11 protein-coding genes and 2 pseudogenes are annotated in these 15021 nt (G+C 71.0%); 8 read left to right on the top strand and 5 right to left on the bottom strand.

Annotated features, from left to right (window positions below):
• The first annotated feature begins 86 nt into the window (after positions 1-86).
• The 8 genes from lysA (at position 87) to KN815_RS00040 (ending at position 8255) form a co-directional block, all read left to right on the top strand.
• Positions 87-1445, top strand: coding sequence for a diaminopimelate decarboxylase (gene lysA / locus KN815_RS00005; RefSeq protein WP_216338870.1), 1359 nt, complete (start codon positions 87-89; stop codon positions 1443-1445).
• Between the two features lie 515 nt (positions 1446-1960).
• Positions 1961-2107 carry a hypothetical protein gene (locus KN815_RS00010; RefSeq protein ID WP_216338871.1) on the top strand — a complete coding sequence of 49 codons (147 nt, stop codon included), beginning with the start codon at positions 1961-1963 and terminating at the stop codon, positions 2105-2107.
• Positions 2104-2193 carry a K(+)-transporting ATPase subunit F gene (kdpF, locus tag KN815_RS00015; protein ID WP_078640107.1) on the top strand — a complete coding sequence of 30 codons (90 nt, stop codon included), beginning with the start codon at positions 2104-2106 and terminating at the stop codon, positions 2191-2193. Before KN815_RS00010 ends, kdpF begins: the two co-directional genes overlap by 4 nt.
• Positions 2193-3857: a potassium-transporting ATPase subunit KdpA gene (gene kdpA / locus KN815_RS00020; RefSeq protein ID WP_216338872.1), complete on the top strand. Its 1665-nt coding sequence runs from the start codon at positions 2193-2195 to the stop codon at positions 3855-3857. Before kdpF ends, kdpA begins: the two co-directional genes overlap by 1 nt.
• Entirely contained in the window at positions 3857-5926 is a 2070-nt protein-coding gene (gene kdpB, locus KN815_RS00025) for a potassium-transporting ATPase subunit KdpB (RefSeq protein WP_216338873.1), read from the top strand. Before kdpA ends, kdpB begins: the two co-directional genes overlap by 1 nt.
• A gap of 65 nt (positions 5927-5991) precedes the next feature.
• Entirely contained in the window at positions 5992-6621 is a 630-nt protein-coding gene (gene kdpC / locus KN815_RS00030; protein WP_216338874.1) for a potassium-transporting ATPase subunit KdpC, read from the top strand.
• Between the two features lie 74 nt (positions 6622-6695).
• Positions 6696-7295 (top strand): TetR/AcrR family transcriptional regulator, encoded by a 600-nt coding sequence (locus KN815_RS00035; protein WP_216338875.1) that lies wholly within the window; start codon positions 6696-6698, stop codon positions 7293-7295.
• A 195-nt stretch (positions 7296-7490) separates the two neighbouring features.
• Positions 7491-8255, top strand: a complete 765-nt coding sequence (locus KN815_RS00040; RefSeq protein WP_216338876.1) for an SDR family NAD(P)-dependent oxidoreductase — start codon at positions 7491-7493, stop codon at positions 8253-8255.
• 201 nt (positions 8256-8456) lie between these two features.
• Here KN815_RS00040 and KN815_RS00045 read toward each other — a convergent pair whose 3' ends face one another.
• The 5 genes and pseudogenes from KN815_RS00045 to tkt form a co-directional block, all read right to left on the bottom strand.
• Positions 8457-9257, bottom strand: coding sequence for an HD domain-containing protein (locus KN815_RS00045; RefSeq protein WP_216338877.1), 801 nt, complete (start codon positions 9255-9257; stop codon positions 8457-8459).
• Between the two features lie 164 nt (positions 9258-9421).
• Positions 9422-9730, bottom strand: a pseudogene (locus KN815_RS51985) (zinc-binding dehydrogenase); the annotation flags it as partial.
• A 206-nt stretch (positions 9731-9936) separates the two neighbouring features.
• Positions 9937-11433, bottom strand: a pseudogene (gene zwf / locus KN815_RS00055) (glucose-6-phosphate dehydrogenase).
• Complete coding sequence (gnd, locus tag KN815_RS00060; protein ID WP_216338930.1) at positions 11430-12446, bottom strand: phosphogluconate dehydrogenase (NAD(+)-dependent, decarboxylating); 1017 nt, start codon at positions 12444-12446, stop codon at positions 11430-11432. Before gnd ends, zwf begins: the two are co-directional and overlap by 4 nt.
• A gap of 45 nt (positions 12447-12491) precedes the next feature.
• Entirely contained in the window at positions 12492-14540 is a 2049-nt protein-coding gene (gene tkt, locus KN815_RS00065; protein WP_216338878.1) for a transketolase, read from the bottom strand.
• Positions 14541-15021: the final 481 nt, after the last annotated feature.

The raw sequence follows: 15021 nt of genomic DNA on the forward strand, positions 1-15021 counted from the left end.
CCGCGGACCGTCGGCGCCCTGCGGGTGGCGGGGGCCGCGGCCCTCGTCGGGTTCCTCGGCGGATGGCTCGGTTGAGGGAGGACGCCATGATCACTCCACTGATCGCCGGCACCGGGCCCCGCCCGCCCCACACCCCGCCGGCCCTGGACGGCGCGCTGTCCGTCTGGCCCGCCTCGACCACCCCGCTCGCCCACGGGGACCTGGCCGTCGGCGGAGTGTCGCTCACCGAGGTCGCGGACCGCTTCGGCACCCCCGTGTACCTCCTCGACGAGGGCGAGGTCCGGGCCCGCTGCCGCGCCTACCACGACGCCTTCCCCGAGGCCGCCGTCCTCTACGCCGCCAAGGCGTTCCTGTGCCGCGCCATGGCGCACTGGGTGGAGGAGGAGGGCATGGGTCTGGACGTGTGCTCGGCCGGCGAGCTGGAGCTCGCCGTCACCACCGGTTTCCCGCCCGAGCACATCGTGCTGCATGGCAACGCCAAGAGCCCGTACGACCTCCAGGCCGCCCTGCGCTTCGGGATCGGGCGCATCGTCATCGACAGCCCCTCGGAGATCGCCCGGCTGGCCGTCGCGGTGCCCGAGGGCAGCCGCCAGAAGGTGATGGCCCGGGTCGCCCCGGGCATCGCCGCGGGCGGCCACGCCAAGATCCGTACCGGCACCGACGACCAGAAGTTCGGCCTGTCGCTGGCCGATGGCTCGGCACACCACGCCATCGCCCGCATCCTGGACCAGCCACATCTGGAACTGGTCGGCCTCCACTGCCATCTGGGCTCCCAGATCACCTCCGCCAAGCCCTATCTGGCGGCCGTACGGCGCATGGTCGGCCTGCTGGCCCGGGTCCGTGACCAGCACGGGATCACCCTCCCCGAGCTGGATCTGGGCGGCGGCTACGGCATCGCCTACCGCCCCGGCGAGCCCGCCCTGGACATCGCGGCGCTCGGGCCCCGGGTGCGCGCCGAACTGGCCGACAGTTGCGCGGCGGCCGGACTGCCCGTGCCCCGGCTGATCGTCGAACCCGGCCGCGCCGTCGTAGGACCGGCCGGGATCGCGCTGTACCGGGTCCTGGCCGTCAAGCGCACCGGGCACCGCACCTTCGTCGCGGTGGACGGCGGGATGAGCGACAACCCCCGCCCGGCGCTGTACGGAGTGCGCTACGCGCCCCGGCTCGTGGGCCGCACCAGCACGGCGCCGCTCGCCACCGCCACCGTGGCCGGACGCCACTGCGAGGCCGGGGACGTACTGGCGGGCGAGGCGGAGCTGCCCGGCGACATCCGCCCCGGCGACCTGCTCGCGGTGCCGGTGGCGGGCGCGTACCACCTGTCCATGGCCTCCGGCTACAACCTGGTCGGCCGCCCGCCGGTGGTCGCCGTGGCCGACGGGAGGGCGCGGCTGCTGGTACGGCGCGAGTCGCTGGACGACATCCGCAGCCGCGACGTCGGGTTGTAGCCACGGGGGGCGGTGACCGCCCGGAGCGGCCACCGCCCCGCACCAAGGGCCCCGCGGGGGCGGCGATCGCGCCATCCCCTCGGGGCCTTGGCATGCGGCGGAGAGAGCGGGGAGGGCGGAAGGCGGTGCCCCCACGGGAACCGACGCCCACTCAGGTAACGGTGCCGTGCACCGTGTACGCGCCGGCCCGCGGTGTCAGCGGCGACGGTGCTGGGCATCGCGCTGATACCGACACACCGCTGAGCGGCCGTTCCGCGGCTCTCTCCGCCGCCGGACCTCAACCTCGCACGGCGCGGAGGGGCGATCCATGGGCCTTGTCGCCACCCTGACGCCATGCCCTCGGGGTTTGACGCGGCCCTGATGGACCGTGTGGCCGCCGTCAGGAGAACGTCAGGACCACGTCGCCCGATGACCGGGATCCGGCACCGCCCGTTCACTCCATCGGCCCGATTTGCGCCAAAACACCGTCGACGTCGTCGGGCGGGGCGTCGGGGGCGCGCTAACAAGGGGCGTCGGTGGCCGAGGTGGTACGCGGTCACGGCGGCCCTTACGACCCGACCCGCCGGGGAGTCGTCCGCATGTCAGATGTGGTGTTCATCGTCCTGACCATCGCCGTGTTCGCCGTCATCGGCGCGGTCGCGAAGGGGGCGGGCCGGCTGTGAGCGCCGACAACCTCGTGGGGCTGATCGTGGCCGCGGCCCTGCTCGGCTATCTGGTGCTGGCCCTGATCTTCCCGGAGAGGTTCTAGTGAGCGGCACCCTCGCGGGCTGGCTCCAGGTGCTGGCGCTGGTGGCGGCGCTGGCCCTCTCCTACCGGCCGCTGGGCGACTACATCGCCCACGTCCTCACCGCGCCCCGGCATCTGCGCGCCGAGCGGCTGGTCCACCGGCTGGCGGGGGTGGACGGGGACGCGGATCAGCGGTGGAGCGCCTATCTGCGCGGGGTACTCGCGTTCTCCGCGGTCTCGGTGCTGTTCCTGTACGGATTCCTGCGGCTCCAGAACCATCTGCTGCTGTCGCTCGGCAGGCCGCCGATGCCTCCGGCCCAGTCCTTCAACACCGCCGCCTCCTTCGTCACCAACACCAACTGGCAGTCGTACTCCGGCGAGGCGGCCCTGGGGCATCTGGTGCAGATGGCCGGGCTCGCGGTGCAGAACTTCGTGTCGGCGGCGGTGGGCATCGCCGTCGTCGCCGCCCTGATCCGCGGCTTCACCCGTAAGGAGACCGACCGGGTCGGCAACTTCTGGGTGGATCTGACGCGGATCGTGCTGCGGGTCCTGCTCCCCCTCGCGTTCGTCTTCGCGATCGTGCTGGCGGCGGGCGGTGTGATCCAGAACTTCCACGGCGCCGAATCCATCCCGGCCGTCGCCGGGGGCCACCAGAGCGTCACCGGGGGCCCGGTGGCCTCCCAGGAGGTCATCAAGGAGCTGGGCACCAACGGCGGCGGCTTCTACAACGCCAACTCCGCCCACCCCTTCGAGAACCCCAACGCCTTCACCAACTGGCTGGAGATCTACCTCCTGCTGGTGATCTCCGCCGCGCTGCCGCGCACCTTCGGCCGGATGGCCGGGGACCACCGCCAGGGCTACGCGATCGTGGCGGTCATGGCGCTGATCTGGGCCGCCTCGGTCGCCGTCGTCACCGTCACCGAACTGCACAGCGTCAGCAGCCAGGCGGGTCACGCGGCGGGCGGTATGACGGAGGGCAAGGAGCGGCGATTCGGCATCTGGGCCTCGGCCCTCTTCGCCGCCTCGACCACCCTCACCTCCACCGGCGCGGTCGACTCCGCCCACGACTCGTACGCGCCGTTCGGCGGCGGGATGACGATCTTCAACATGATGCTGGGCGAGATCGCGCCCGGCGGCACCGGATCCGGCCTCTACGGCATCCTCATCCTGGCGGTCGTCGCGGTCTTCGTGGCCGGGCTCATGGTGGGACGTACACCCGAGTATCTGGGCAAGAAGCTGCGCGGGCGGGAGATGAAGTTCGCCTCGCTGTACATCCTGACCACCCCCGCGGTCGTGCTGGTCGGTGCGGGCCTGGCGATGGCGCTGCCCGGTGAGCGTGCGGGGATGCTCAACCCCGGGCCGCACGGCTTCTCCGAGGTGCTGTACGCCTTCACCTCGGCCGCCAACAACAACGGCTCCGCCTTCGCCGGACTCGGCGTCGACACCGTCTGGTACAACACCGCGCTCGGCCTCGTCATGCTCTTCGGCCGCTTCCTGCCGATGGTGTTCGTGCTGGCGCTGGCCGGGTCGCTCGCCGGGCAGGCCCCGGTGCCGGTCACGGCCGGGACGCTGCCCACCCACCGGCCGCAGTTCGTCGGTCTGCTGACCGCCGTGGTCCTCATCGTCGTCGGCCTCACCTACTTCCCCGCACTCTCGCTGGGACCGCTCGCGGAAGGGCTCCAGTAGTGTCCTCACCGTCCCGCCCCGTCTCCGGCGGTCTGCTCGACCCGAAACAGCTCATCGCCTCCCTCCCCGACGCCGCCAGGAAGCTGGACCCGCGGGGCATGGTCAGAAACCCGGTGATGTTCGTGGTGGAGGTCGGCGCGCTGCTCACCACCGCGCTGGCCTGCCGCAGTCCCGGCGTCTTCGCCTGGGTCATCACCGTATGGCTCTGGCTGACCGTCCTCTTCGCCACGCTGTCGGAGGCCGTCGCCGAGGGGCGGGGCAAGGCCCAGGCGGAGACGCTGCGGCGGACGAAGACCGCCACGGTCGCCCGCCGGCTCGTGGACTGGCGGCCGGGGGCGACGGATGCGGCGGAGGAGGAGGTACCGGCCGCCGAACTGCGGCTGGGCGACCATGTGCTGGTCGAGGCGGGGCAGCTCATCCCCGGGGACGGGGATGTGGTCGAGGGCGTCGCCTCGGTCGACGAGTCGGCGATCACCGGCGAGTCGGCGCCGGTCATCCGCGAGTCCGGCGGCGACCGTTCGGCGGTCACCGGCGGTACGAAGGTGCTGTCGGACCGGATCGTCGTGAAGATCACCTCCAAGCCCGGCGAGACCTTCATCGACCGGATGATCGCGCTGGTGGAGGGCGCGGCGCGGCAGAAGACGCCGAACGAGATCGCGCTGAACATCCTCCTCGCCTCGCTCACCATCGTCTTCCTGCTCGCCGTGGTCACCCTTCAGCCGTTCGCGATCTACGCCCGGGCCGAGCAGTCCATCGTGGTCCTGGTCGCGCTGGTGGTCGCGCTCATCCCCACCACCATCGGCGCACTGCTGTCCGCGATCGGCATCGCCGGTATGGACCGCCTCGTCCAGCGCAATGTCCTCGCCCTGTCCGGCCGCGCCGTCGAGGCCGCCGGGGACGTCAACACCCTGCTGCTGGACAAGACCGGCACCGTCACCTTCGGCAACCGGCAGGCCGCCGAGTTCCTGCCGGTGGGCGGAACGGCGGTCGAAGAGCTGGCGGACGCCGCCCAGTTGTCGTCGCTGTCCGATGAGACGCCGGAGGGCCGTTCGGTCGTGGTCCTGGCGAAGGAGACGTCCGGGCTGCGGGCACGGGACGAGGGTGAGCTGGGCGAGGCCCGGTTCGTGCCCTTCACCGCCCAGACCCGGATGAGCGGGGTGGACATCGGCGGCCGTCAGGTGCGCAAGGGCGCCGCCTCGGCCGTCGCCGGCTGGGTGGCCGGGCACGGTGGCCGGTCCGGCGCCGATGTCCAGGCGGTCGTGGACCGGATCTCGCAGGAGGGCGGCACCCCGCTGGTGGTGGCCGAACGCGCCGACGGCGCGGCCGCCCGGGTGCTCGGCGTCATCCACCTCAAGGACGTGGTCAAACACGGGATGCGGGAGCGGTTCGATGAGCTGCGGCGGATGGGCATCCGCACGATCATGATCACCGGCGACAATCCGCTGACCGCTCGGGCCATCGCGGAGGAGGCCGGGGTGGACGACTTCCTGGCGGAGGCCGCGCCCGAGGACAAGATGGCGCTCATCCGGCGGGAGCAGGCGGGCGGCAAGCTGGTGGCGATGACCGGCGACGGCACCAACGACGCCCCGGCGCTGGCGCAGGCGGACGTCGGGGTGGCGATGAACACCGGTACATCGGCCGCCAAGGAGGCCGGGAACATGGTCGACCTGGACTCCGACCCCACCAAGCTCATCGAGATCGTGGAGATCGGCAAGCAACTGCTCATCACACGCGGTGCGTTGACCACCTTCTCCATCGCCAACGACGTGGCGAAGTACTTCGCCATCATCCCCGCGATGTTCACCGTGGTCTATCCGGGCCTGGAGAAGCTCAACGTCATGCGGCTGCACAGCCCGACGTCGGCCATCGCCTCCGCGATCATCTTCAACGCGCTGATCATCGTCGCGCTGATCCCGCTCGCCCTGCGCGGTGTCCGCTACCGGCCTTCCTCGGCGGCGGTCCTGCTCGGCCGCAACATCGGGGTCTACGGCCTCGGCGGGCTCGTACTGCCCTTCCTCGGCATCAAACTCATCGACCTGGTCGTCCAGTTCATTCCCGGACTCCGCTGACCGACTGCCCGCCAGGACGACCCGTCAGGACGCCCCGCCAGGACGACCCGGAAGAAGGCAACGCCATGACCCGCTCGCTTCCCACCGCGGTCCGTACCCACCTGTCCGCGCTGCGGATCCTGCTCGTGTTCACCGTCGTCACCGGCGTCCTCTATCCGCTCGCCGTCACCGGAGTGGCCCAGGGCGCCTTCCCGCACGAGGCCAACGGATCACGGATCACCCGGCACGGCACGGTCATGGGCTCCAGCCTGATCGGCCAGAACTTCGCCCTCCCCAAGGCACACCCGGGGGATCCGGGCGAGCCGCTCAGGCCCGATCCCGCCTGGTTCCAGCCCCGCCCGTCCGCCGGCGGCTACGACCCCCTGGCCACCGGCGCCTCCAACCTCGGCCCCAACAACCCGGTCCTGGTGCGGTCGGTCGAGGCGCGGCGGGCCGCGGTCGCGAGGTTCGACGGTGTCGCCCCCAGGGACGTCCCGGCCGACGCGGTCACCGCCTCCGGCTCCGGCCTCGATCCGCATATCTCCCCGGGGTACGCCTATGAGCAGGTGAACCGGGTCGCCAAGACCCGCGGTCTGCGACCGGCAACCGTGCACGCGCTGGTCACCGCCCATGTCGAGGACCGCGTCCTCGGCTTCCTGGGCGAGCGGCGGGTGAACGTCGTCCAGCTCAATGCCGCACTGGCCGACCACCGATGAGGGGCCCGGCGCGGCCCTGACCAGGAACCTCGCTCAGTAGGCTGGACCAGCCAGTCCAGTCGAGAGGGGACGTCATGCGCAAGGAGCTGACGGCAAAGGGGAAGGCCACCCGGAACCGGATCATCGAGGGCGCGGCCGCGGTGCTGCGCGAGAAGGACGTGTCGATCGCCACCCTCGATGACGTCATGGCGCGCACCCGCACCAGCAAGAGCCAGTTGTTCCACTACTTCCCCACCGGGAAGGACGAGCTGCTGCTGGCGGTCGCGCATCACGAGGCCGACCAGGTCCTGGCGGACCAGCAGCCGTATCTCGGATGCCTGGACTCCTGGGAGGCGTGGCAGCGCTGGCGCGATGTGGTGGTCGAGCGCTACGAGGAGCAGGGCGAGGAGTGTCCGCTGGGCTCGCTGGTCCTGCATCTGGGCCGTTCCACCCCGGGCGCCCGGGATGTGGTGGTGGCGTTGATGCGCCAGTGGCAGGAGAGCCTTGCCACCGGCATCCGGGCCCTCCAGACGGCCGGACACCTGCCCGCCGATCTGGACGTCGAGCACCGCGCGGCCGCCCTGCTGGCGGGTATCCAGGGCGGCGTGGCGATTCTCCAGTCGACCGGCCGGGCCGAGCATCTGCGGGCCGCGCTCGATCAGGGCATCGGGGATCTGCGGCGCGCCGCGGCCTGACCGGGGTGGCGGCGGGCGGGCAGGTCGGTCCGGTCGCGACGGCGGCGAATGGACTTGCAAGTCCATTTTTTTCTTCGCACAGTGGCATGGCCCCCGGGCGGATCCGGGCGGTGCCCGCGCACCCGGCGTGACCGAGATCGAGGTCGTGCCCCGCGGGATACCGATGGTGCGGGTAACGAGCGGCAGGAGCGCGTGATGAGTGGACGGCTGAAGGACAAGAGGGCGCTGGTCACCGGTGCGACCAGCAACATCGGACGGGCGATCGCGGAGATGTTCGCCGCGGAGGGCGCGCATGTGATCGTGTCCGGGCGCAGCGCCGAGCGCGGCGCCGAGGTCGTCGGCGCCATTCGCGCGCGGGGCGGCCGGGCCGACTTCGTACAGGCGGATCTGGACGGAAGCGCCGAGGCGTCCCGCGCCCTGGCCGAGGCGGCGACGTCCGCCTTGGGCGGGGGCATCGACATCCTGGTCAACAACGCCGGCGTCTACCCCGGTGAGAGCACCGCGGACACCGATGAGCAGACCTTCGACCGCGTCTACGCGGTGAATGTGAAGGCGCCGTTCCTCCTAACGGCCGCGGTCGCCCCGGCCATGGCCGGGGCCGGTGGCGGGGCGATCATCAATCTGGGGTCCTGGGTCGCCCGGCTGGGCATCCCCGTCGGCGCGCTCTACAGCTCCTCCAAGGGTGCGATGGAGACCCTGACGCGCGCCTGGGCCGCCGAGTTCGGCCCGCGCGGGGTGCGGGTGAACGCGATCTCTCCCGGAGTGGTCCACACCCCCGTACCCGGCGAGGTGCACCCGGGCGACGTCATGATGAACGGCACCCCGGCCGGGGGCGTCGGAAGTCCTGAGGCCATCGCGCACGCCGCGGTCTACCTCGCCGGTGACGAGGCCGCGTTCGTCCACGGCATCGTGCTGGACGTCGACGGCGGTCGCACCACGGCGGCCGTCATCGCGGCGTAGCAGCCGAACGGTCGCGGCACGGCGTACGCGTACGCGTAGCGCCCGACCCTCATCCGGCTGGTGGACCCAGGCGCAGGGGGCGCCGCGCCAACCTCGCGCGGCGCCCTCGCCCGTGGTCCGGGCGAGGGCGTCCGCCACCGTCGTACACGCGAGCCGGACCACGGCGCGCGGTTGCCCGTACGGCGTACCGGGACGGCTCCATCACTCCGTGAAGGGCGCGGCGAGCACCAGATCCTCCACGGTGGGCACCGCGAAATCGGGGATATGACGGCGGCCGACCTCGGCGAAGGGATGCATCAGCTCCGCCATGGGCTTGGTGCGGCACAGCGAGATCATCTTGTCGACCGCGTCCTTCTTGAAGCCCTTCCTGGGGAAGGTGGTGAGCACGTCCGCAAGAGCGTCGGACGGGATCTGCTTCAGGTCGTTTCCGGCGAAATCCATACCGGAGCCGACGGAGATCATGGCGATCTCCGGCCTCTTCCGCGTCGCGATGCCGACGCTGGTGTGCAGGGCGATGGCGTCCCAGACCACTTCCGCTCGTTCGGCGGACACATGCCGTTCCGTCAGGAACTTCCGCGCGGCGTCGGCGCCGTCGACCTCGAAGCGCTCGGTCGGGGTCTGGAACGCCTCGATCAGTCCGAGGTCATGCAATACCGCGGCGAGGAATACGAGTTCCCGGTCATAGGTGACGCCGCGTCGGTCGAATATCAAAGAGGCGAAGAGATATGTCCGCAGGGAATGGTTGAAGATTGTCTCGGAGCACACGCCTTGTGCGTAGGTCACGGCTTCCCGGGCCAGTCCGCTGTCGGGGATGCGGACTCCGGCCACGGTCGAGGGCAGGGTGCCCGCTGTCGACTTCCTCCCCGTGGTGCGTGCGGCGGCTGGCGTGGCGGATGCCGCGGTGGCGAGCGCGGATATCGCTCCCACCGCGGCGATACCGGCGCCGTGTTGCAGCACCGTGCGCCGGGCGAATTTCTTTGTGCTCTTGTTCTCGTCGGTCATGTGAGGAGCTTTCTCGTCAGCGGTTGATGCCGAGAGCCTATGAATTGCGCCGTCGAGTCAAACAGCGGCGAGAATGCCAAATAGCTCCCGATTCTCGCCACCCGGGAGTCGCCTCGAGGAGGTGGGTCCCGGTCCTCCGGCGACAACCGTCGAACCAGCGGGCGCAGCGGCGACCGGCTCGGCTCGGCGGAAAGGTGCTCGAGCCCGCCGAGCCGGCCCGCCAGGCAGGCGCGGCCGCCTCGGCGCAGCATGGCCAGGGAGTCGAGGATGGTGGTGTTGCCCACCAGGTCGAGCACGGCGTCGAGCCGCTTGGCCTCGGGGATCCGCTCGGAGAGGCGCGGTTCCTCCAACTCGGCCCGCTCCACGCCGAGTTCCTCCAGCAGGGCGAAGCGCTCACGGTTGCGCGAGGTGCCGATGACGCGGGCACCGGCGTTCACCGCGAGGTTGACGGCGGCCGAACGACTTGATGTCGATCACGACATGACCGGCCTCGGGCTCAGGATCCGGTAGCTCCGTGTAGACGAGGCTGTCCGGTCCACCGAACTTCTCGATCACGATGGCACGCACCATGCGGCTCCGGGTGTCGGCGGGACCCCCGTTTCACCGTAGCCCCGCGGATGGCCGCTCGCGATCGGACGAAACTGGGCGCGGTGGCGCACCCTTGCGCCGCGGCGGTCGGTCATGTGCCGGTTCCGGTGCCCGTGCCAGTGCCGGTGCCCGTGCCAGTGCCGGTGCCGGGGAACATCTGGACGGCTTCCGGCAGATGCCACGGGTGTGGTGCGATCAGGTCGGTGATGGCCGATTCCGGGCCCCATGAGCCGGGGGCGTACGGCTGGACCGGCGGTGGGTTCTCGAGGAGGGGCGTGGACGCACGCCAGATGTGTTCGATGCCGTCGGAACGGGTGAACAGCGACTGGTCGCCCAGCATGGCGTCCAGGATCAGGCGTTCATAGCCTTCGAGTCCGTTCTCCTCGCAGAAGGAGCCGGCGTAGCCGAAGGACATCGTCGCCGGTTCGAGCCGCATGGCGGGGCCGGGCTCCTTGGCGAGGAAGGCGACGGCGATCCACCCGGGGTCCCCGAAGTCGATCACGATCTTGTTACCGCGGTCCTGCCGCTAAGCGGCGAGGTCGGTGGCGAACATCCGCAGGGGCGGTTCGCGCAGTCCGAGGGTGATCACCTGGCGGCGCTGGGCGAGGTTCTTGCCGGAGCGCAGATGGAACGGGACTCCGGCCCACCGCCAGTTGTCCACCTCCATCCGCAGCGCGGCGAACGTCTCGGTCGACGAGTCGGGGGCGACCCCCGGTTCGTCGCGGTAGCCCTCGTACTGGCCGCGCACGACATGCGCGGGTTCGATGGGGCGCAGCGCCTCGAAGACCTTGTCCTTCTCGTCGCGCAGCGGCTGGGCGGCGAGCGAGACCGGTGGGTCCATCGCCACAATGCCGAGCACCTGGATCAGATGCGTGACGATCATGTCCCGGAAGGCCCCGGTGCCTTCGTAGAAGTGGGCACGGCCTTCGAGGCCGAGCGTCTCGGGCACGTCGATCTGCACATAGCTGATGTGGTCCCGGTTCCAGATGGGTTCGAACATCCCATTGGCGAAGCGGAGGGCGAGGATGTTGTCCACCGACTCCTTGCCGAGGAAGTGATCGATGCGGAAGACCCGGGTTTCGTCGAACACGGTGTGGATCGTCTCGTTGAGCGCTTGTGCCGACGCGAGATCGGTGCCGAAGGGCTTCTCCACGATCACCTTCGCGTCCTTTGCCAGGTCCGTGTCGCCGAGCATGCCGATGATGGACGCGAACGCCGAGGGCGGAATGGCCAGGTGGAACAGTCGGCGTGACGGCCCGCCGAGGGAGTCCTCGGCGGCCCGTACGGCGGCGAGCAGCGGGCCCGGGTCCTGCGGGTCGGCGGCGCCGAAGGACAGCGACTCCTCGAAGGTCTTCCACACCGGCCCGGTCGGCTTGGACCGGCCGAAGGTGGCGACCGCGTCATGCGCGAGGGTGCGGAACGCGTCGTCGCTCATGGCCGAGCGGGCCGGTGTCGAGCCCACGATGCGGTAGTTGTCGGGCAGGAGGCCCGCCGTGGCGAGGTGGAACAGCCCGGGCAGGAGTTTGCGCTTGGCGAGGTCCCCCGTGGCGCCGAAGAGCACGATCACATGGTCGTCCGGGCCGCTCATCGCCCGCCCCGCTTCTCGGCGTGTCCGCCGAACTCGCTGCGCATGGCGGACAGCACCCGGCCGGCGAACTCGCCGAGGCCCCGGGACGCGAACCGGTCGGTGAGCGCCGTGGTGATCACGGCGGCGGGTACGCCCTCGTCGACCGCGGCCCGTACCGTCCATCGCCCTTCACCGGAGTCCGAGACGCGCCCGGTGAACTCGTCCAGCTTCGGTGACCGGGCCAGCGCGTCCGCGGTGAGGTCGACGAGCCAGGAGCCCACGACCGAGCCGCGCCGCCACACCTCGGCGACCTCGCCGACATCGATCTCGTACTGATACGCCTCCGGCTCGCGCAGCGGGGTGGTCTCCGCGTCCGCGGAACGCTTGCGCAGCCCGGCGTCCGCGTGCTCGATGATGCTGAGCCCCTCGGCGATCGCGGCCATCATTCCGTACTCGACCCCGTTGTGGACCATCTTCACGAAGTGGCCGGCCCCGCTCGGACCGCAGTGCAGATAGCCCTCCGGCGCCGACCCGTCGGCGTGTCTGCTCGGTGTCGGCTCGGCGGTGCCGGTGCCGGGCGCGATGGTGCGGAAGATGGGGTCGAGCCGCGAGACGGGCTCCTGCTCACCGCCGATCATGAGGCAGTAGCCGCGGTCAAGTCCCCAGACACCGCCCGATGTTCCGCAGTCCAGATAGTGCAGCCGGTGCGGCGCGAGCTGGGCCGCGCGGGTGATGTCGTCGCGGTAGTAGGAGTTGCCACCGTCGATGACGGCGTCGTCCGGGTCGAGGAGGTCGGTGAGCTGATCGAGGGTGGACTGTACGACGGCGGCGGGCAGCATCAGCCAGACGGCACGTGGCCGCTCCAGCTTCGCCACCAGGTCGCCGAGTGAGCGGGCGGCGACGGCGCCCTCGCCCTCCAGCTCCCTGACCGCGCTCTCGTTGACGTCATAGACCACACAGTGGTGGCCGTCGCGCGTCAGCCGGCGTACGAGGTTCGCGCCCATCCGGCCGAGCCCGATCATGCCGAGCTGCATGGGGGTGTCGGTAGCCATGTGCTCTCCTGTCACGTCATGGCCCGCTCAGCCCGAGGCCACCAGCTCGCGCGCCACCTGCGCGACGCGCTCGGGGGTGAATCCGAACTTCGTGAGCAGTTGTCTGAGGGGTGCGGAGGCGCCGAAGGTGTGCATTCCGACGATGGCCCCGCCGGGGCCGACATACCGGTCCCAGCCGAAGGTGGAGCCCTCTTCCACCGCGACCCTCCGGGTCACCGCGGGTGGCAGCACCTGGTCGCGGTACTCCCTCGGCTGACGGTCGAACAGCTCCCAGCACGGCATGCTCACCACCCGGGCGGCGATGCCCTCGGCGGTGAGTTCCTCGTGCGCGGCCAGGGCCAGCGCCACCTCGGAGCCGGTGGCGAGCAGGATCACCTCGGGCTCGCCCCGGTCCGTGTCCGCCAGCACATAGGCACCCCACGCGACACCACTGGCCGCCGCGAGCCGATCGCGGTCCAGGGTGGGCAGGGGCTGGCGGGAGAGGACCAGCGCGGCCGGTTCCCGGCGGAGGGCGGCGACCACCCGCCAGGTCTCGACGACCTCGTTGGCGTCGGCCGGGCGGAAGACCAGCAGCCCGGGCGTGGCGCGCAGCCCCGCGAGCTGCTCGACGGGCTGGTGGGTGGGGCCGTCCTCGCCGACCCCGATGGAGTCGTGGGTGAAGATGTGCACGGTGGGGATCTCCATCAGCGCGGAGAGGCGGATGGCCGCCTTGGCGTAGTCGGAGAAGATCAGGAAACCGGACCAGTACGGGCGGAGCTTCGTGAGCGCCATTCCGTTGGCGATGGCGGCGGACGCGTGTTCCCGGACACCGAAGTGCAGATTGCGCCCGGACCGGGCCCCGGGCTGGAAGTCGCCCGTTCCCCCGAAGGTCAGCCGGGTCTTGGTCGACGGCGTCAGGTCGGCGGACCCGCCGAGGACCCAGGGCACCGCCTTGGCCACCGCGTTCAGCACCTGGCCCGATGAGTCGCGGCTGGCCAGGCCCTTCGGGTCGGCCGGGAAGGTGGGCAGCGCGGTGTCCCAGCCGTCCGGGAGCTCACGGCGCTGGATGCGCTCCAGCTCGTCGGCGAAATCGGGGTACGCACCGCGGTAGGCGTCGAACATCTTCTCCCAGCCGGTGCGCAGTTCGGCGCCCCGGGCGCCGATGCCCCGGGCGAACCAGTCGGGCACACCGTCGGGTACGTGGAAGTCGGCATCCGGCGGAATACCGAGGACGCGCTTGGTGGCTCTGACCCCCTCCGGCCCGAACGGCGCTCCATGTGCCTTCGGCGAGTCCTCGACCGGTGAGCCGTAGCCGATGTGGCTGTGGACGAGAATCAGGGTCGGGCGGGCCGCCTCGGCGTGGAAGGTGTGGAAGGCCCGGCCGATCCGGTCGAGGTCGTTGGCGTCGGCGACGGTGGTCACGTTCCAGCCGTAGGCCAGGAAGCGGGCGGCGACATCCTCGGTGAAGGTGATGTCGGTGTGGCCCTCGATGGTGACCCGGTTGGAATCGTAGATCCAGCACAGGTTGGACAGCCGCAGATGTCCGGCCAGCGAGGCCGCCTCGGAGGAGACGCCCTCCATCATGCAGCCGTCCCCGGCGAGGGCGTACACATCGAAGTCGAAGAGCGGGAAGTCCGGGCGGTTGAACCGCGCCGCCAGCCACCGGCCTGCGATGGCCATGCCCACGGAGGTGGCGACTCCCTGGCCGAGCGGGCCGGTGGTGGTCTCGACGCCGCTCGTCCACCGGTACTCGGGGTGGCCGGGGCAGCGCGAGTCGAGCTGCCGGAAGGACTTGAGATCGTCGAGGGTCACCGCCGGACGGCCCAGCACCTCGTACTCGGGGTCGACCGTACGCACGCCGGTCAGATAGAGGAGCGACCAGAGCAGGGCGGAGGCGTGGCCCTCGGAGAGCACGAAACGGTCGCGGTTCGGCCAGATCGGATCGGCGGGGTCGAAGCGAAGGAACCGCTGCCACAGGGTGTACGCGAGGGGCGCCATCCCCATCGGCGTGCCCGGGTGCCCCGAATTCGCCTTCTGCACCGCGTCCATGCACAGTCCGCGGATCGTGTTCACCGACAGCGTGTCCAGGTCGGTCATGGCTACGCCGCCCTCCGTGCGCTCGATGGATGTCTGCGCGCTCGATGGCTCTCTGCGCTTGTGCACTGCGTCCACGGGCCTGGCCATAAGGGCCGGAGCTGAGCGGCGGCCGTGTGATGGGGCGGGTCCGGTTGGGGAGGGACCGCCGTGCCAGACACGATGGTGGGGCGTTCGGCCGAGTGTGGGCCATCTCGTTCGCCCGCTTCCACCAGCGTAGGCTCGCCCGTATCCACCCTCAACTTCGGCCGCCGGGGCTCCCGTGTGTCCGGAGGCACGTCCGGAGACGTGTCCGGAGACGTGTCCGGAGACGTGTCCGGTGCGCCACGACCGGGGCGGTGCTGCTCCACGGCCGCTCGTGCGGGCTCCGGGAGCACGGCTTGGCGGCGCTGGACGGCGTCGATGTGGTCGGAGGTTCAGCACATTCCGAGCGCCGCCGAGGCTCCGCCTGGGTCCGCCGCGGCTCCGCTCGCGTCCGCCGCGA

The sequence above is a fragment of the Streptomyces niphimycinicus genome, from assembly GCF_018883605.1.
GTDB classification, from domain to species: domain Bacteria; phylum Actinomycetota; class Actinomycetes; order Streptomycetales; family Streptomycetaceae; genus Streptomyces; species Streptomyces niphimycinicus.